The sequence below is a fragment of the Pseudomonas sp. GL_093 genome (genome assembly GCF_057837605.1).
In genome coordinates, this window is sequence record NZ_CM174448.1 from 1,927,335 (window position 1) to 1,945,054 (window position 17,720).

General features: G+C 57.7%; 14 protein-coding genes. 10 read left to right on the forward strand and 4 right to left on the reverse strand.

The genetic code is table 11. From position 1 onward, the window contains the following. Positions 1-132: 132 nt before the first annotated feature. Both AC3IUE_RS08730 and AC3IUE_RS08735 read right to left on the reverse strand, forming a co-directional pair. Positions 133-921, reverse strand: a complete 789-nt coding sequence (locus tag AC3IUE_RS08730) for an MlaA family lipoprotein (RefSeq protein WP_056745038.1) — start codon at positions 919-921, stop codon at positions 133-135. Continuing rightward, the gene (locus tag AC3IUE_RS08735; protein WP_056745040.1) at positions 914-2,212 is read right to left on the reverse strand and encodes a serine/threonine protein kinase; all 1,299 of its coding nucleotides are present in this window, start codon (positions 2,210-2,212) and stop codon (positions 914-916) included. The genes AC3IUE_RS08730 and AC3IUE_RS08735 overlap by 8 nt, the downstream gene beginning before the upstream one ends. A gap of 224 nt (positions 2,213-2,436) precedes the next feature. Between AC3IUE_RS08735 and AC3IUE_RS08740 the strand changes: the two genes are divergently transcribed. Then, entirely contained in the window at positions 2,437-2,805 is a 369-nt protein-coding gene (locus tag AC3IUE_RS08740; protein WP_489266783.1) for a hypothetical protein, read from the forward strand. Between the two features lie 114 nt (positions 2,806-2,919). Here AC3IUE_RS08740 and AC3IUE_RS08745 read toward each other — a convergent pair whose 3' ends face one another. Then, positions 2,920-4,515, reverse strand: a complete 1,596-nt coding sequence (locus AC3IUE_RS08745; protein WP_489266785.1) for a glycoside hydrolase family 17 protein — start codon at positions 4,513-4,515, stop codon at positions 2,920-2,922. 298 nt (positions 4,516-4,813) lie between these two features. Between AC3IUE_RS08745 and AC3IUE_RS08750 the strand changes: the two genes are divergently transcribed. The 3 genes from AC3IUE_RS08750 to AC3IUE_RS08760 all read left to right on the forward strand — a co-directional run bounded on the left by AC3IUE_RS08750 (position 4,814) and on the right by AC3IUE_RS08760 (position 7,839). Continuing rightward, positions 4,814-5,665: a glycine betaine ABC transporter substrate-binding protein gene (locus tag AC3IUE_RS08750; protein ID WP_129442276.1), complete on the forward strand. Its 852-nt coding sequence runs from the start codon at positions 4,814-4,816 to the stop codon at positions 5,663-5,665. A 207-nt stretch (positions 5,666-5,872) separates the two neighbouring features. Next, entirely contained in the window at positions 5,873-6,184 is a 312-nt protein-coding gene (locus AC3IUE_RS08755; protein WP_008148580.1) for a DUF485 domain-containing protein, read from the forward strand. After that, positions 6,181-7,839 (forward strand): cation acetate symporter, encoded by a 1,659-nt coding sequence (locus AC3IUE_RS08760; RefSeq protein WP_046046329.1) that lies wholly within the window; start codon positions 6,181-6,183, stop codon positions 7,837-7,839. The genes AC3IUE_RS08755 and AC3IUE_RS08760 overlap by 4 nt, the downstream gene beginning before the upstream one ends. Positions 7,840-8,380: 541 nt before the next feature. On the opposite strand, the gene gltA is transcribed toward AC3IUE_RS08760, so the two are convergent. Next, entirely contained in the window at positions 8,381-9,670 is a 1,290-nt protein-coding gene (gene gltA / locus AC3IUE_RS08765; protein WP_008148584.1) for a citrate synthase, read from the reverse strand. Between the two features lie 363 nt (positions 9,671-10,033). On the opposite strand from gltA, the gene sdhC reads away from it, so the two are divergent. The 6 genes from sdhC to odhB all read left to right on the forward strand — a co-directional run bounded on the left by sdhC (position 10,034) and on the right by odhB (position 17,622). Beyond that, positions 10,034-10,408 (forward strand): succinate dehydrogenase, cytochrome b556 subunit, encoded by a 375-nt coding sequence (gene sdhC / locus AC3IUE_RS08770; protein WP_082555868.1) that lies wholly within the window; start codon positions 10,034-10,036, stop codon positions 10,406-10,408. Beyond that, positions 10,402-10,770 carry a succinate dehydrogenase, hydrophobic membrane anchor protein gene (gene sdhD / locus AC3IUE_RS08775; protein WP_008148589.1) on the forward strand — a complete coding sequence of 123 codons (369 nt, stop codon included), beginning with the start codon at positions 10,402-10,404 and terminating at the stop codon, positions 10,768-10,770. Before sdhC ends, sdhD begins: the two co-directional genes overlap by 7 nt. 3 nt (positions 10,771-10,773) lie before the next feature. Next, positions 10,774-12,549 (forward strand): succinate dehydrogenase flavoprotein subunit, encoded by a 1,776-nt coding sequence (gene sdhA / locus AC3IUE_RS08780; RefSeq protein WP_056743988.1) that lies wholly within the window; start codon positions 10,774-10,776, stop codon positions 12,547-12,549. Between the two features lie 11 nt (positions 12,550-12,560). Further along, on the forward strand, positions 12,561-13,265 hold the full coding sequence (locus tag AC3IUE_RS08785; protein WP_056743991.1) for a succinate dehydrogenase iron-sulfur subunit: 705 nt from the start codon (positions 12,561-12,563) through the stop codon (positions 13,263-13,265). A gap of 262 nt (positions 13,266-13,527) precedes the next feature. Then, on the forward strand, positions 13,528-16,359 hold the full coding sequence (locus tag AC3IUE_RS08790) for a 2-oxoglutarate dehydrogenase E1 component (RefSeq protein ID WP_095130078.1): 2,832 nt from the start codon (positions 13,528-13,530) through the stop codon (positions 16,357-16,359). 42 nt (positions 16,360-16,401) lie between these two features. Next, positions 16,402-17,622 carry a 2-oxoglutarate dehydrogenase complex dihydrolipoyllysine-residue succinyltransferase gene (odhB, locus tag AC3IUE_RS08795; protein ID WP_046048039.1) on the forward strand — a complete coding sequence of 407 codons (1,221 nt, stop codon included), beginning with the start codon at positions 16,402-16,404 and terminating at the stop codon, positions 17,620-17,622. Positions 17,623-17,720: the final 98 nt, after the last annotated feature.

Genomic DNA, 17,720 nt, shown 5'->3' on the forward strand with positions numbered 1-17,720 from the left:
GGCCTGTCAGTCAGCATAGATGTTGAATGTTATGGCCTCATCGCGAGCAAGCTCGCTCCCACATTCGATTTGTGACTGACATGAAAAAGGCCATTCGATCTGCATCGAATGGCCTTTTTTGTTGCCGATGAATTACTCGGCGATCTGCAACTTGCGCGACTCGGTGTACACGTAGCGCACTTTCTCGTACTCGAATGGCGAGTTCAGCTGGCCATAGCGGAAGCTGTTCTGGTAGCGCTTGTCGATACCACGCAGGACCCAGATTTCCGGATGGTTTTCGCTGACTTCGGAGACGTTCAGGAAGTTGATCGCCGACTCTGCGGTGAAATCGACCGCCAGGCCGCCGGTGTCGCGGATGTTCGAAGGTCCGAGGATCGGCAACACGAAGTAGGCGCCGCCGGGTACACCGTAGAAGCCCAGTGTCTGGCCGAAGTCTTCGCTCTGGCGCGGCAGACCCATGGCGGTGGCCGGGTCCCACAAGCCGGCGATGCCGATGGTGGTGTTGAGTAGCAGGCGTGCGGTGGTTTCCATCGAGCGCTGCCCCTTGAACTGCAGCAGGCTGTTCATCAGGTTCGGCACATCACCGAGGTTGTTGAAGAAGTTGCTGACGCCGGTGCGCAGGAAACTCGGGGTGATGTAGCGATAGCCATTGACCACTGGCAGGAACACCCATTGGTCGAAGCGGTAGTTGAAGTGGTAGACGCGGCGGTTCCACTCTTCCAGCGGGTCGTAGACGGCCAGCGCGCTAAGCGTCGAGCGTTCGAACTCGCGCTGATCCAGCCCCGGGTTGAATTTGAGTTTGCTCAGCGGCTCCTTGAAGCCGTCACTGTCAATCACAACCGGTGCGTTGGCTTTGCTGTTGTCGGCATTGGCGACGCCTGCGCAGAGTAGCGCTGCGATAAGCAGGAGGTATTTAGCCACGGAAGAACTCCAGCATGGCGTCGCTGTTGACGCGGTAATTAAGGTTGCCGCAATGGCCGCCCAGTGGATAAACGGTCAAGCGATCGCCAAAGGTCTTGCGCAGGAAACCAAGGTCACCAGGGCCGAGAATCACGTCGTCGGCGTTGTGCATGACGGCGATTTTCGGGCTGTCGTGCAGGTAATCCTTGAGTGCATACAAACTGACCTGGTCGATCAGTTGCAGCAGGCTGCCGCCGTCGGTACGGGCGCGCCACATCGGAATGACTTGCTCGGTGATGTAGCAGTCGAAGTCGCACTGCAGCGCGCGTTTGAGGAACGGCGTGAGGCTGGTGCCTTCGGTGATCGGGTATTTCGGTGGAGTGATCAGGCCGCGACGGTTGATCAGGTCCGAGGTGAAGGCAATGTCGGCTGCCGAGAAACGGAACGAAGTGCCGATCAGCATGGCCATCTGTTCGTTGCTCAGGTGCTGCTTGGACTGCTGGAAGTCGTAGAGCAGGGCATCGTTGAGGTCGATGTAGCCTTTCTGCTGGAAGTAGCGGGTCAGTTTGTTCAGCACCAGTTCATAGAACGTTGTGCTGTTGTTGATGCCCTTGACCTCGGTCTGGACCAGCTTGTCGAGGTTGGTGATCGAGGTGTAGAGGTTGACCGGCGGGTTGAGCAGCAAGACTTTCTTGAAGTTGAAGCTGCGGCGGGTTTCATCCAGGTGCGCGACGAACGCCGCATCCAGGGCGCCCAGGCTGTAGCCGGTCAGGTAGTAATCGGTAACGTCCACATGCGGGTTTTGTGCCCGCACGGCCTGCATCACCCGGTACATGTCTTCGGCGTCTTCCTTGGTGATACCGGGCGTGGCAAAGCGTGAGGCGGCGCTCATGAAGTCGAAGCTGGTGGGCGACGACAGTTGCACCACGTGGTAGCCGGCCTTGTAGTAGAGCTTCTTCAGGTATTCGTTAAGGCTGCTGTCGTAGCGTGCGCCGGTGCCGGCGATCAGGAAGATCAGTGGTGCGGCTTTATCCTGGGTGGCGATGCGGTAGGTGAGTTTCTTCACCGGCCAGAAGTTGTCTGGCAAATCGAACTCACGCTCCGGGCGTAACCTGACGCTGCGGGTTTCCTGATTGATGTCATCGTCCAGCGGCAACTCCGGGCGCAGGTCCGGCGGTGTCGTCGCGATGGTCGCCTCGAACGGGTTAGTCAAAGGGTAGCCATAGCTGGCAGCGTCGATATCGACGGCCAGTGCGGACGCACTCAAAATAAGGCCGCCAAACAGGGCGGCGAAGCGCAAGGAACGGAGCATGACTAGATCCCTTAGAGAAAGGTGCCAAATGAAGTTCGCAGGCTATGACCACGGGGGTTGCGCCAAAGTGCCATGGATCGGCACCAATCAGGCCTAATTTCGGAGTAATAGTAGCTGGACGATACACTTTGCAGCGATTGCGTGACCAATTATCTCTTACATGCGTTTGCTAACCGCTGGCGGGGGATTAAGCTGGCCGCCGTTTTCGTTTATTGGAGTGCTTCATGTCCCGCCGTCTGCCTGTGATTCTGCTGCTCGTTCTCCTGCCGTTATGGCTGGCCGCCAGTTATGGCGCGCGTTATGGCTTCATGGAGGATGCTCAATGGGTCGGCATCTGCGTGGACGAAGCGAGTCGCTGGGAATGCCAGGTTCGTTCGAGCCTGGGCCTGATGATTCACTTCAATGTCCTGGGCTTCGCGGCATTGGCGGCAGCCGTTATTGGTTTTGTGCTGCAGGGCCGGGCAGGGTGGTGGTTGGCCGTGCTGGCGCTGGTGTTTGGGTTTCCGGCGTTGGCGTTGTACAACACGACTTTGGCTGTTTTTGCGGTGGTGATTGCTGGATTGCGGTTGGTCCGGGCTTCCCGCAGCGTCTGATGGTCAGTCTTCGCGAGCAGGCTCGCTCCCACATTTGACCGCGTTCTCATGATAGATGCGGTCCAGTGTGGGAGCGAGCTTGCTCGCGATGAGGCCGGTAGGGGCGCTGAAAAATTACCCCTTGCGAACCCGCAAACTGCGCCACAACGCTGCAACCATCAACACACTCACCAGCGCCCAACCCCAGGCCTGCTGATTCTGCAACCCTTCACGGTAAAGCTGCGGCGCAATGCCGGCACCGATGATGAAGGTCAGCAGGGCAATCTCCCGACGCGCCACGCTCACCGGGCGGCACAGATAGACCAGCGCCGGCAGGATGAATGCAACACTCGGGAAGCTGCGATAACGCGGATCGAACACCAGCTCCAGCATCGTCACCGCAGCGGCAAACCCGGCCACAGCGAGCAACCAGCCCGCCCGACGTTCCAGCGCATTGAACGCCCGTCCGCGCCAGCCAGTGCGAGCGCTCAGGGTCAGTGCCGCATGGGCCAGCACCAACACGTTCAACGCCGTCAGCAAAGCGACCCACAACCATTCACTGGTAAACCGCGTAGTGACGCGGGCCAGGTCGCCCCAGGCGCCAATCGAGCAGGCGGCCAGCGCGCCGAGCAGCGGTAGAACCAGCGCTGCGCGAGTGCTGCGGACACGTCCACCGAGGATGAGTGTGCCGAGGAAGATCAAACCACCCACCACCAGCCACTGCGTCCAGTAAGGCACGTTCGACACTGGACCGGCGAGCACGCCCTTGTCTTGGCGATCGGCATCGAACAGCCCCCAGTAACCACCAACCGCACCTTCGCTGGCGCGTTTCCACGGCTGGTCGAAGGCTTCGATCAGGTTGTAATGCCAGCCTTGCTGCTCCGCCATGATGACAAAGGCGCGAATGAACTTGGCTTCATTGACCCGGCTCGGCAGGGCGGTTTCACGCTGACGGCCTTCACTCGGCCAGCCGGTTTCGCCAATCATCACGTCCTTGGGTGCGAACTTGTTGCCGAACACCTGACGTACTTCGGCCACATGCTGCAGGGCGGCATCGATGTTCGACGGGTCATCTTCCCAGTACGGCAACAAATGGATGGTCAGGAAATCCACCGCCGGGGCGACTTCCGGGTGCTTGAGCCAGAACTCCCAGACGTCGGCGTAAGTGACAGGTTGTTTGACCTGGCTTTTGACTTTACTGATGAGCTTGGCCAGTTGCGCGCCAGTGACTTCCTTGCGCAACAGGGTTTCGTTGCCGACGATCACCGAGGTCACAACGTCCGCGTTGGCGTTGGCCGAGGCGATCAGCAGGTCGACTTCCTTGGCGGTGTCCACCGGGTTGCTGTTGACCCAGGCGCCGATCATCAGTTTCAGCCCGTGCTTGCGCGCCAGGTCGGGCAGGGCCTCGAGGCCGGTCATGGAATAGGTGCGGATGCATTCGAAGCTTTTGGCCAGCAGCGCGAGGTCGGCATCCATGCGCTCGGGGCGCAGCTTGAACGGCTGATCGAACGGTGATTGATCCTTGTCGAACGGGGTGTAGGAGGCGCATTGCAGCTTATGCGTCGCGCTGGCTACGTCCGGCAGCACCACTGGTTTACCGAGGCCGTACCAGAAGCCACCCAGGGCAAAAAGCCCCAGCAGGCAGGCGAATAGATAAGCAAAAAAAGGAAAGCGGGATGTCGCGGGCATGGTCAGGCCGTCTGGGAGCAAAGCCGCGCATGTTACCTTCATTTGCCGCGTGCTTGGTGGCCTGCATACTTTTGACATGCAAAGTTTGGGCGGATTGGCGAGCGGACTTCCGGTGGTCTAGATTAATGGCGTTCTGATGTCGTTTCTCGATGCCTTGAGGTCGCTGGCAGAGAAGGTCGCCATTGTCTTGGGGTTGATTATCGACGCATCAGTGCTCTCATAGATAAATCGCTGATATTCGGACGAGTTTGCGGTGGGCGTGATGGGGGCGCTGTGCACCATAACAATACGTTGACGCGACTCGGCATCCGTCGAGCGCAGCACTTTCGGGGAAGTAACGATGAAGATGCGACGACTCTTGGGCGCAGGTGCCGCTTTGGTGCTGGCGATCAGTTCTACTGTAGCCAGCGCCGAAGGCAAGGCAGTGACTATCGGTTATGTCGACGGCTGGTCGGACAGTGTCGCCACGACCAACGTGGCCGCTGAAGTGATCAGGCAGAAACTCGGTTATGACGTGAAACTGCAAGCAGTTGCCACCGGGATCATGTGGCAGGGCGTGGCCACTGGCAAACTCGATGCCATGATGTCTGCGTGGCTGCCTGTGACTCATGGTGAATACTGGACCAAGAATAAAGATCAAGTCGTCGATTACGGTCCGAACTTCAAGGACGCGAGAATTGGCCTGATCGTGCCGGAGTACGTCAAAGCTAAAAGTATTGCCGATCTGAAAACCGACGACAGCTTCAAAGGTCGTATCGTCGGCATCGACGCCGGTTCGGGTGTAATGCTCAAGTCCGAGCAGGCGATCAAGGACTACGATCTGACCGGCTATCAACTCAAGGCCAGTTCCGGCGCCGGCATGATTGCCGAGCTGACCCGTGCCGAGAAGAAAAACGAATCCATTGCCGTTACCGGTTGGGTGCCGCACTGGATGTTCGCCAAGTGGAAACTGCGCTTCCTGGACGACCCGAAAGGCGTTTATGGCGCGGCTGAAACCGTAAACAACATCGGCAGCAAAGAACTGGCAACCAAGGCTCCGGAAGTTGCCAAGTTCATGAAGAACTTCCAGTGGGCGTCGAAAGACGAAATCGGCGAAGTCATGTTGGCCATTCAGGATGGTGCCAAACCTGAAGTCGCCGCGAAGGATTGGGTGGCCAAACACCCGGAACGCGTTGCAGACTGGACCAAATGATTTGAGCTGACGCGTCTGCTCAGCACTTCTCAAGGCCCCTTGGCATATTTGCCAAGGGGCCTTTTGTTTTTCCCCATTTATTTAATGCATGCCGGGAAATGGCGATTCTGTCATGTCGTTCTAATACTAAGGTCGTCTGGAACCAGTTCCGTAGCCGCATAGAGTGGATAACGTTCCAACTTCATCTGTGCTGCGAGGATAAAAACAATGAACGACAGCATTTACCTCTCGATTCAAAACAGCCCGCGCTTCAAGGAGCTGGTTAGTAAGCGAGAAAAGTTCGCCTGGATTCTTTCGGCGATCATGCTAGGGCTTTACTCCGGATTCATCCTTTTGATTGCTTACGGGCCGCATATTCTGGGGGCGAAAATCAGCCCCGAGTCTTCGATTACCTGGGGGATACCGATTGGTGTCGGGCTGATTCTCTCGGCCTTTATCCTGACTGCAATCTACGTACGACGCGCCAATGGCGAATTCGACGACCTGAACAATGCGATTCTCAAGGAGGCTCAGCAATGATCCGGCGTCTAATGGCTCTATTGAGCATCGCAGCCTTTGCACCTGGCGCCTGGGCGGGTGAAGCCCTGACCGGCGAAGTGCACAAACAACCGCTCAACGTTTCCGCGATCCTGATGTTCGTCGCGTTCGTTGGCCTGACCCTGTGCATCACCTACTGGGCTTCCAAGCGCAACAATTCGGCGGCTGACTACTATGCGGCGGGTGGCAAGATCACCGGCTTCCAGAACGGTCTGGCGATTGCCGGTGACTACATGTCGGCGGCGTCCTTCCTGGGTATTTCCGCCCTGGTGTTCACTTCCGGTTACGACGGTCTGATCTACTCGATCGGCTTTCTGGTGGGCTGGCCGATCATTCTGTTCCTGATCGCCGAGCGCCTGCGTAACCTGGGTAAATACACCTTTGCCGACGTGGCGTCCTACCGCCTTGGGCAAACCCAGATCCGCACGCTGTCCGCTTGCGGTTCGCTGGTGGTGGTGGCGTTCTACCTGATCGCGCAAATGGTCGGTGCCGGCAAGCTGATCCAGCTGCTGTTCGGTCTCGACTACTACGTTGCCGTGATCCTGGTCGGTATCCTTATGTGCATGTACGTGTTGTTCGGCGGCATGCTGGCGACCACTTGGGTGCAGATCATCAAGGCCGTGTTGCTGCTGTCCGGTGCTACGTTCATGGCGCTGATGGTCATGAAACACGTCAACTTCGACTTCAGCTTGCTGTTTTCCGAGGCGATCAAGGTTCACCCTAAAGGTGAAGCGATCATGAGCCCGGGCGGCCTGGTGAAAGATCCGGTCTCGGCATTCTCGCTTGGCCTGGCGCTGATGTTCGGTACCGCTGGCCTGCCGCACATTCTGATGCGCTTCTTCACCGTGAGTGACGCGAAAGAAGCTCGCAAGAGCGTGCTGTATGCAACTGGCTTCATTGGCTACTTCTACATCCTGACGTTCATCATCGGCTTCGGCGCGATTCTGCTGGTCAGCACCAACCCTGCCTTTAAAGATGCGGCTGGCGCGCTGTTGGGCGGCAACAACATGGCGGCGGTGCACCTGGCTAACGCGGTCGGTGGCAGTATCTTCCTGGGCTTCATCTCGGCAGTCGCGTTCGCAACCATTCTGGCAGTCGTTGCCGGTCTGACTCTGGCGGGTGCTACAGCGGTGTCCCACGACCTTTACGCCAGCGTGATCAAGAAGGGCAAGGCCAACGACAAGGACGAGATCCGCGTCTCGAAAATCACCACCATCTGTCTGGGTGTGTTGGCGATCGGTCTGGGCATTCTGTTCGAAAGCCAGAACATCGCGTTCATGGTGGGCCTGGCGTTCTCTATCGCGGCGAGCTGTAACTTCCCGGTGCTGCTGCTTTCCATGTACTGGAAGAAGCTGACCACGCGTGGTGCGATGATCGGTGGCTGGTTGGGTCTGATCAGTGCCGTTGGTTTGATGGTGCTTGGGCCAACCATTTGGGTGCAGATCCTGCATCACGAGAAGGCTATCTTCCCGTATGAGTACCCGGCGCTGTTCTCCATGGCCATTGCGTTTATCGGGATCTGGTTCTTCTCGATCACTGACAAGTCGACTGCGGCTGACAATGAGCGGGCGCTGTTCTTCCCTCAGTTTGTTCGTTCGCAGACTGGTTTGGGGGCGAGTGGGGCGGTTGCTCACTAAGGCTTCAGGCTTGGCTATATAAGCTGCGTTAAACAGAAATGCCCCGGTCGAGAGATCGGGGCATTTTTTGTTGGGCGGTTATCGGCCCTTGTTGACTGAGTACATATCCGTTTCTTCTGTAACGGCTGATTATGGTTTCGCTTTTACAGCGACTCACTTTTGCAGACGCCCAAAAGTAAGCAAAACGCTTCGCCCCGGCGTACGGCACTTCGCTAAAGCTCAGTGTTCCCTCGCTACGGTGTCCATCAGGGGGGCATCGCCTACGGTCTGCTTCGCGACGACCTCCTCTCGATGTGTGCGGCTTCGCCGCACGGCGCTGCGCGCCTAACCCCCTGATGAACACCTACGCTCGGCCTGCCGAAGGGGCGAAAGATCAAAAGCAGGATCAACATCAAAAGCAAAAGCCAGATCAACAGCCCGCCGCTCACTCATCGTTCACTCCGCGTGGGAACGAACAGGTTCATCGCACAAACAAAAACGGCCTCTATATAAATAGAGGCCGTTCCCGGTGCAACTTTAAGACGTTATCGCAAGACAGGTCTTATTTGCGGTCTTCCAGCTTGGTGATGTCACGCGACTCGTAGCCGGTGTACAACTGGCGCGGACGGCCAATCTTGTACGGGCTGGAGAGCATTTCTTTCCAGTGGGAGATCCAGCCGACGGTCCGCGCCAAAGCGAAGATCACGGTGAACATGCTGGTTGGAATGCCGATCGCCTTGAGGATGATCCCCGAGTAGAAGTCGACGTTCGGGTACAGCGAGCGTTCGATGAAGTACGGGTCGGTCAGGGCGATCTCTTCCAGGCGCATGGCCAGTTCGAGTTGCGGATCGTTGGTGATGCCCAGTTCTTTCAGCACTTCGTCGCAGGTCTGCTTCATGACTGTTGCGCGTGGGTCGCGGTTTTTGTAAACCCGGTGACCGAAGCCCATCAGTTTGAACGGATCGTTCTTGTCCTTGGCCTTGGCGATGTACTTGTCGATGTTCGATACATCGCCAATTTCATCGAGCATGGTCAGAACAGCTTCGTTCGCGCCGCCGTGGGCAGGGCCCCACAGTGCAGCGATGCCGGCAGCGATACAGGCGAACGGGTTGGCACCCGAAGAACCGGCCAGGCGTACGGTGGAAGTCGATGCGTTCTGCTCGTGGTCCGCATGGAGGATGAAGATCTTGTCCATGGCGTTGGCGAGTACCGGGCTGATCGGTTTGATCTCGCACGGGGTGTTGAACATCATGTGCAGGAAGTTTTCCGCGTACGTCAGGTCGTTGCGCGGGTACATCATGGGTTGCCCCATCGAGTACTTGTAAACCATCGCTGCCAGGGTCGGCATCTTGGCAACCAGACGGATCGCGGAAATTTCGCGATGCTGCGGGTTATTGATGTCCAGGGAGTCGTGGTAGAAGGCCGAGAGGGCGCCGACTACGCCGCACATGACGGCCATCGGGTGGGCGTCGCGACGGAAACCGTTGAAGAACGTCTTCAGCTGCTCGTGAACCATGGTGTGGTTTTTCACGGTGCTGACGAACTGGGCCTTCTGTTCTGCGGTCGGCAATTCGCCGTTGAGCAGCAGATAGCAGGTTTCCAGGTAGTCCGACTTTTCAGCCAGCTGTTCGATCGGGTAGCCGCGGTGCAGCAGGATGCCGTTGTCGCCGTCGATATAGGTGATCTTCGACTCGCAGGAAGCTGTCGACATGAAACCAGGGTCAAAGGTGAAACGGCCCGTGGCCGTCAGGCCCCGAACATCGATAACATCGGGACCAACGGTGCCGGTTAAAATGGGCAGCTCGACGGGGGCTGCGCCCTCGATGATCAACTGCGCTTTTTTGTCAGCCATGTGGCCTCCTATTTATGCTTGAAATCATCAGACAGACCCCCCACGCAGGGCCCGCACCACTATAGTGAGATAAATTCGAATGTCAATTTGCCTAAAGTCTTGCTCCAGAAGGCTTTAACCGGACTTTTTCCTCGAAATTGACTGCCATTTACGCCTTTTATACGACTTGTGCAATGAGCTATTAGGGGAAGGCGATTGCGTTGTCATTAGTAGCCTAACTGTCTATACTCGGCCTCCGACCGCCAGGGGCTTTTGGGCCTGCTTTACTGGGGGTCGCACTCCCTGGGTGGTGGGTACCTGACCAGTGCACTCCCCAACAACTTTGCCCTGATTGTTAGGGGCTCTTCAGTGTGAAAAAAAGCCGTGAATAGCCAACGACCTGTAAACCTAGACCTAAGGACCATCAAACTCCCAGTCACTGCTTACACGTCCATTCTTCACCGAATCTCCGGAATCATCCTCTTTGTCAGCCTGGCCATCATGCTTTATGCATTGGACAAGTCGCTCGACTCGGAAGAAGGCTTCGGTCAGGTGAAAGCGTGTCTGACCAGTCCGCTAGCCAAGCTAGTGATTTGGGGCATCCTGTCCGCCTTGCTGTATCACCTGGTTGCCGGCGTGCGCCATTTGATGATGGACATGGGCATCGGCGAGTCGCTTGAAGGCGGCAAACTGGGCTCGAAAATCGTTATCGCCGTTTCCGTGGTGGTAATCGTTCTGGCAGGAGTTTGGATATGGTAACTAACGTCACGAACCTGTCGCGTTCGGGCCTCTATGACTGGATGGCACAACGTGTGTCTGCGGTCGTTCTCGCGGCTTACTTCATCTTCCTGATCGGATACGTCGTTGCCCATCCTGGCATCGGCTACGCCCAATGGCATGAACTGTTCGCAAGCAACTGGATGCGTATTTTCAGTCTCCTGGCCCTCGTTGCCCTCGGCGCTCACGCCTGGGTCGGCATGTGGACCATCGCGACCGACTACCTGACGCCAATGGCGTTCGGCAAGTCCGCGACTGCAGTACGTTTCCTCTTCCAGGCAGTATGCGGCGTTGCGATGTTCGCCTACTTCGTCTGGGGTGTGCAGATTCTTTGGGGTATCTGATTCATGTCTACTACAGTTAATACGCTTTCGTTCGACGCCATCATCATTGGCGGCGGCGGTGCTGGCATGCGCGCTGCTCTGCAGCTGGCACAAGGTGGTCACAAGACTGCCGTAGTTACCAAGGTTTTCCCGACTCGTTCGCACACTGTATCCGCACAGGGTGGCATCACCTGCGCCATCGCCTCGGCAGATCCGAACGATGACTGGCGCTGGCACATGTACGATACCGTCAAGGGTTCCGACTATATCGGTGACCAGGACGCTATCGAATACATGTGTTCCGTAGGCCCGGAAGCGGTCTTCGAGCTCGAGCACATGGGCTTGCCGTTCTCCCGTACCGAACAAGGCCGCATCTATCAGCGTCCGTTCGGCGGTCAGTCGAAAGACTTCGGTAAAGGTGGCCAGGCTGCCCGTACGTGCGCCGCTGCCGACCGTACCGGTCACGCACTGCTGCACACCCTGTACCAGGCCAACCTCAAGGCCGGCACCGTATTCCTCAACGAATACTACGGCGTCGACCTGGTGAAGAACGAAGATGGTGCCTTTGTCGGCATGATCGTCATCTGCATCGAAACCGGCGAAACTTCCTACGTCCGCGCTAACGCCACTGTACTGGCGACTGGCGGTGCAGGTCGTATCTACTCGTCCACCACCAATGCCCTGATCAACACCGGTGACGGCGTCGGCATGGCTCTGCGTGCTGGCGTGCCGGTACAAGACATTGAAATGTGGCAGTTCCACCCGACCGGCATCGCCGGCGCCGGTGTACTGGTGACTGAAGGTTGCCGCGGTGAAGGCGGTTACCTGATCAACAAGCACGGCGAGCGTTTCATGGAGCGTTATGCTCCGAACGCCAAAGACCTTGCGGGTCGTGACGTTGTTGCTCGCTCGATGGTTAAAGAAATCATCGCCGGCAACGGTTGCGGTCCGGATGGCGACCACGTAATGCTGAAACTCGATCACCTCGGTGAAGAAGTTCTGCACAGCCGTCTGCCAGGCATCATGGAACTGTCCAAGACCTTCGCCCACGTCGATCCAGCCGTGTCGCCGATTCCGGTCGTTCCAACCTGCCACTATATGATGGGCGGCGTGCCGACCAACATTCACGGTCAGGCAATCACTCAGGATGAAAACGGCGTTGACCAGATCATCCCGGGCCTGTTCGCAGTAGGCGAAGTGGCCTGCGTATCGGTTCACGGTGCCAACCGTCTGGGCGGCAACTCGTTGCTCGACCTGGTGGTATTCGGTCGTGCAGCCGGCCTGTTCCTGGAACAGACCCTGAAAGAAGGTGTCGACTACACCCGCGCTCGCCAGTCCGACATCGACGCTGCCCTGGCACGTCTCGATGGCCTGAACTCGCGTACCGAAGGCGAAGACGTCGCTACCCTGCGTAAAGAGCTGCAAAGCTGCATGCAGAACTACTTCGGTGTATTCCGTACCGGCGAATACATGCAGAAGGGTATTGCTCAGTTGGCTGATCTGCGTGGCCGTATCGCCAACGTCAAGATCAACGACAAGAGCCAGGCGTTTAACACTGCTCGTATCGAAGCGCTGGAATTGCAGAACCTGCTGGAAGTGGCCGAAGCTACCGCCATCGCTGCAGAGATCCGCAAAGAGTCCCGCGGCGCTCACGCCCGTGAAGACTACGAAGACCGCGACGACGAAAACTGGCTGTGCCACACCCTGTACTTCCCGGGTGACAAGCGCGTTACCAAGCGTGCTGTGAACTTCTCGCCGAAGACTGTTCCGACTTTTGAACCTAAGATTCGGACTTATTAAGGGTGGCCGCCATGTTGCAAGTCAGTGTTTATCGCTACAACCCTGATCAGGACGCTGCGCCGTTCATGCAGGAATTTACGGTCGATACCGGTGGTAAAGACCTGATGGTGCTGGACGTGCTGGCCCTGATCAAAGAGCAGGACGAAGGTTTCTCCTATCGTCGCTCTTGCCGTGAAGGTGTTTGCGGTTCCGACGGCATGAACATCAACGGCAAAAACGGTCTGGCGTGCGTCACGCCGCTGTCCGCTGTCGTAAAAGGTAACAAGCTGATCGTTCGTCCTCTGCCAGGTTTGCCGGTAATCCGTGACCTGGTCGTCGATATGAGCATCTTCTACAAGCAATACGAAAAGGTTAAGCCATACCTGCAGAACGACACGCCGGCTCCGGCCATCGAACGTCTGCAGACCCCTGAAGAGCGTGAAAAGCTTGACGGTCTGTACGAGTGCATTCTGTGCGCTTGCTGCTCGACCTCTTGCCCGTCCTTCTGGTGGAACCCGGACAAGTTCCTGGGTCCAGCTGCTCTGCTGCAAGCGTATCGCTTCCTGGCAGACAGCCGCGACACCAAGACTGCCGAGCGTCTGGCTTCGCTGGATGACCCGTTCAGCGTATTCCGCTGCCGCGGGATCATGAACTGCGTCAACGTCTGCCCGAAAGGCCTGAACCCGACTAAGGCCATCGGTCACGTACGTAACATGCTGCTGCAAAGCGGCGTGTGATTCAGCTGCTGTACCCGTAGGACTGCTGTACCCGTAGATGCTACGGCGCAGGCTTCAACCGGCGCCGTAGTTTTAACCTGAGCAGCAGCTTATAAGGCTGCGGCTCTTATTTTGAAGAAATGAGACAAGCAGGGGCATCCGGGCTGGTACCCGGACTATCAGCGTGATCCTAAGTGGCTTGTTTTAGTCGCTGCATTCGGACTTCTGCAAGCGTGCTCGGTGTCGACGCCGGTGGTGTTCCCCTAACCGAGGGTGACCAAGCATGCAAGAAAGCGTGATGCAGCGCATGTGGAACAGCGCCTACCTATCCGGTAGTAACGCTGCCTATGTGGAAGAGCTCTACGAGCTCTACCTGCACGACCCTAACGCTGTGCCAGAAGAGTGGCGCACCTACTTCCAGAAGTTGCCTGCTGACGGCAACACTGCCACCGATGTTTCGCACTCCACAATTCGCGATCATTTCGTCTTGCTGGCAAAGAACCAGCGCCGCGCCCAACCGGTTTCCGCCGGCAGCGTGAGCAGTGAGCACGAGAAGAAGCAAGTTGAAGTGCTGCGATTGATCCAGGCCTACCGTATGCGTGGCCACCAGGCAGCCCAGCTTGACCCGCTGGGGCTGTGGCAGCGTCCTGCACCTGCAGACCTGTCGATCAATCATTACGGCTTGACCAATGCCGATCTTGATACGACCTTCCGTGCCGGCGACCTGTTCATCGGCAAAGAGGAGGCGAGCCTACGCGAAATTCACGAAGCGTTGCAGCAGACATATTGCCGCACCATCGGCGCTGAATTTACGCATATCACCGATTCCGAGCAGCGCCAGTGGTTCCAGCAGCGTCTGGAAAGCGTGCGCGGCCGTCCGACGTACTCCGCCGACATCAAGAGCCACTTGCTTGAGCGCGTGACCGCCGGCGAAGGCCTGGAAAAATACCTGGGTACCAAATACCCGGGTACCAAGCGTTTCGGTCTGGAAGGCGGCGAAAGCCTGATTCCGATGCTCGACGAGCTGATCCAGCGTTCCGGTTCCTACGGCACCAAGGAAATCGTTATCGGCATGGCCCACCGTGGTCGTCTGAACGTGCTGGTCAACACCTTCGGCAAGAACCCGCGCGAGCTGTTCGACGAGTTTGAAGGCAAGAAGAAGGTCGAGCTGGGTTCCGGTGACGTTAAATATCACCAGGGCTTCTCGTCCAACGTGATGACCACTGGCGGCGAAGTTCACCTGGCCATGGCGTTCAACCCGTCCCACCTGGAAATCGTATCTCCAGTGGTTGAGGGTTCGGTTCGCGCCCGTCAGGATCGTCGTAACGACCCTACCGGTGAGAAGGTTCTGCCGATCTCCATCCACGGTGACGCGGCATTCGCCGGTCAGGGTGTGGTCATGGAAACCTTCCAGATGTCGCAGACCCGCGGTTTCAAGACCGGCGGCACCGTGCACATCGTGATCAACAACCAGGTCGGTTTCACCATCAGCAACCCGCTGGACTCGCGTTCCACCGAGTACGCGACCGACGTTGCGAAGATGATCCAGGCGCCGATCCTCCATGTGAATGGTGATGATCCGGAAGCTGTGTTGTTCGTGACCCAGCTGGCCATCGACTACCGCATGCAGTTCAAGCGTGACGTGGTGATCGACCTGGTCTGCTACCGTCGCCGTGGCCACAACGAGGCCGACGAGCCAAGCGGCACCCAGCCAATCATGTATCAGCAGATCACCAAACAGCGCACCACCCGTGAACTGTATGCCGATCGTCTGACTCAGGGCGGTGTGCTGGACGCAGAGCGTGTTCAGGCGAAAGTCGACGAATATCGCAATGCGCTGGACAACGGTCTGCATGTTGTAAAAAGCCTGGTCAAAGAGCCGAACAAAGAGTTGTTCGTGGACTGGCGTCCGTATCTGGGCCACGCCTGGACCGCGCGTCACGACACTCGCTTCGATCTGAAAACCTTGCAGGAACTGTCCGCCAAGCTGCTGGAAATTCCGGAAGGCTTCGTGGTTCAGCGCCAGGTCTCGAAAATCTACGAAGACCGTCAGAAAATGCAAGCCGGCGGCCTGCCGATCAACTGGGGTTACGCCGAAACCATGGCGTACGCGACCCTGGCGTTCGAAGGTCACCCGATTCGCATGACGGGTCAGGACATCGGTCGCGGTACGTTCTCGCACCGTCACGCTGTCTTGCACAACCAGAAAGACGCGGGTACCTACGTCCCGCTGCAAAACCTGTACAAGGGCCAGCCACGTTTCGACCTGTACGATTCGTTCCTGTCCGAAGAAGCCGTGCTGGCGTTCGAATACGGTTACTCGACCACCACGCCTGAGGCGCTGGTGATCTGGGAAGCCCAGTTCGGCGACTTCGCCAACGGTGCCCAAGTGGTTATCGACCAGTTCATCACCAGTGGCGAGCACAAGTGGGGCCGTCTCTGCGGTCTGACCATGCTGCTGCCGCACGGTTATGAAGGTCAGGGTCCGGAGCACTCTTCGGCTCGTCTGGAGCGTTACCTGCAGCTGTGCGCCGAGCACAACATCCAGGTCGCCGTCCCGACTACGCCGGCTCAGATCTACCACTTGCTGCGTCGTCAGGTGATTCGCCCGCTGCGCAAGCCGTTGATCGTACTGACTCCGAAGTCGCTGTTGCGTCACAAACTGGCCATCTCGACCCTGGAAGATCTGGCCGAAGGTTCGTTCCAGACCGTTATTCCGGAAATCGATGTTCAAGACCCGAAAAAGGTCGAGCGCATTGTTCTGTGTAGCGGCAAGGTCTACTACGACCTGCTGGAAAAACGCCGTGCCGAAGGTCGTGACGACATCGCCGTCGTGCGTATCGAGCAGCTGTACCCATTCCCTGAGGACGACTTGAACGAAGTCCTGGCTCCGTACACCAACCTCAAACATATCGTTTGGTGTCAGGAAGAGCCGATGAACCAGGGTGCCTGGTACTGCAGCCAACACCACATGCGCCGCATCGTTGGCAATCACAACAAGTCGCTCGTACTCGAGTACGCGGGCCGTGATGCTTCTGCTGCACCTGCTTGTGGTTATGCATCGATGCACGCTGAGCAGCAGGAAAAACTGCTGCAAGACGCCTTTACTGTTTAACGCCTTCGCGCACCTGAAACCGAATTTAAGGACCCACAGATAATGGCTATCGAAATCAAAGCCCCCACTTTCCCGGAATCGGTTGCCGATGGCACCGTTGCCACCTGGCACAAAAAGCCGGGCGACGCCGTCAAGCGCGATGACCTGATCGTCGACATCGAAACTGACAAAGTCGTATTGGAAGTGTTGGCCACCGCTGATGGCGTGCTGGGCGCGATCGTCAAGAACGAAGGCGACGTCGTTCTGTCCGACGAAGTCCTGGGCTCCATCGAAGCGGGCGGCGCTGCTGCCGCTCCAGCTGCTGCCGCTGCTCCGGCCGCTGCACAAGCTGCTGCTCCAGCCGCTGAAGGCGAAGATGATCCTGTTGCTGCACCGGCTGCTCGCAAGCTGGCTGAAGAAAACGGTATCAACATCGCTTCCGTTGCCGGCACTGGCAAAGGCGGTCGTGTGACCAAGGAAGACGTTGTTGCCGCTGTAGCTGCCAAGAAAGCCGCTCCGGCTGCCGCGCCAGCCAAGGCAGCTGCTCCTGCCGCTGCTGCTCCAGTGTTCGCTGCCGGCGATCGCATCGAGAAGCGCGTACCGATGACCCGCGTGCGGGCCACCGTTGCCAAGCGTCTGGTTGAAGCTCAATCGAACATGGCGATGCTGACCACTTTCAACGAAGTCGACATGACCGAAGTCATGGCGCTGCGTTCGAAGTACAAGGACCTGTTCGAGAAGTCCCACAATGGCGTGCGCCTGGGCTTCATGTCGTTCTTCGTCAAGGCTGCCACCGAAGCGCTGAAACGCTACCCTGCGGTCAACGCTTCGATCGACGGTGCTGACATCGTTTATCACGGCTACGCTGACGTCGGTGTTGCTGTTTCCAGCGACCGCGGTCTGGTTGTACCGGTTCTGCGTAACGCCGAACTGATGAGCCTGGCTGAAATCGAAGGCGGCATCGCCACCTTCGGCAAGAAGGCTCGTGACGGCAAACTGTCGATGGACGAGATGACCGGCGGTACGTTCACCATCACTAACGGTGGTACTTTCGGTTCGATGATGTCGACCCCGATCGTCAACCCGCCGCAAGCGGCCATCCTGGGCATGCACAACATTCTGCAGCGTCCTATGGCGATCAACGGTCAGGTTGTTATCCGTCCGATGATGTACCTCGCTCTGTCCTACGATCACCGTCTGATCGATGGCAAAGAAGCTGTGACCTTCCTGGTTACCATCAAGAACCTGCTGGAAGACCCGGCTCGTTTGCTGCTGGATATCTGATTTCGTTGCACGGGCCGCCCAGTGATGGACGGCCCTTCTGTAATGACCAGCTTCGTCCCACGACGGTCCTCAAAAGGGCCCGTCCGGTTTGATTCGAG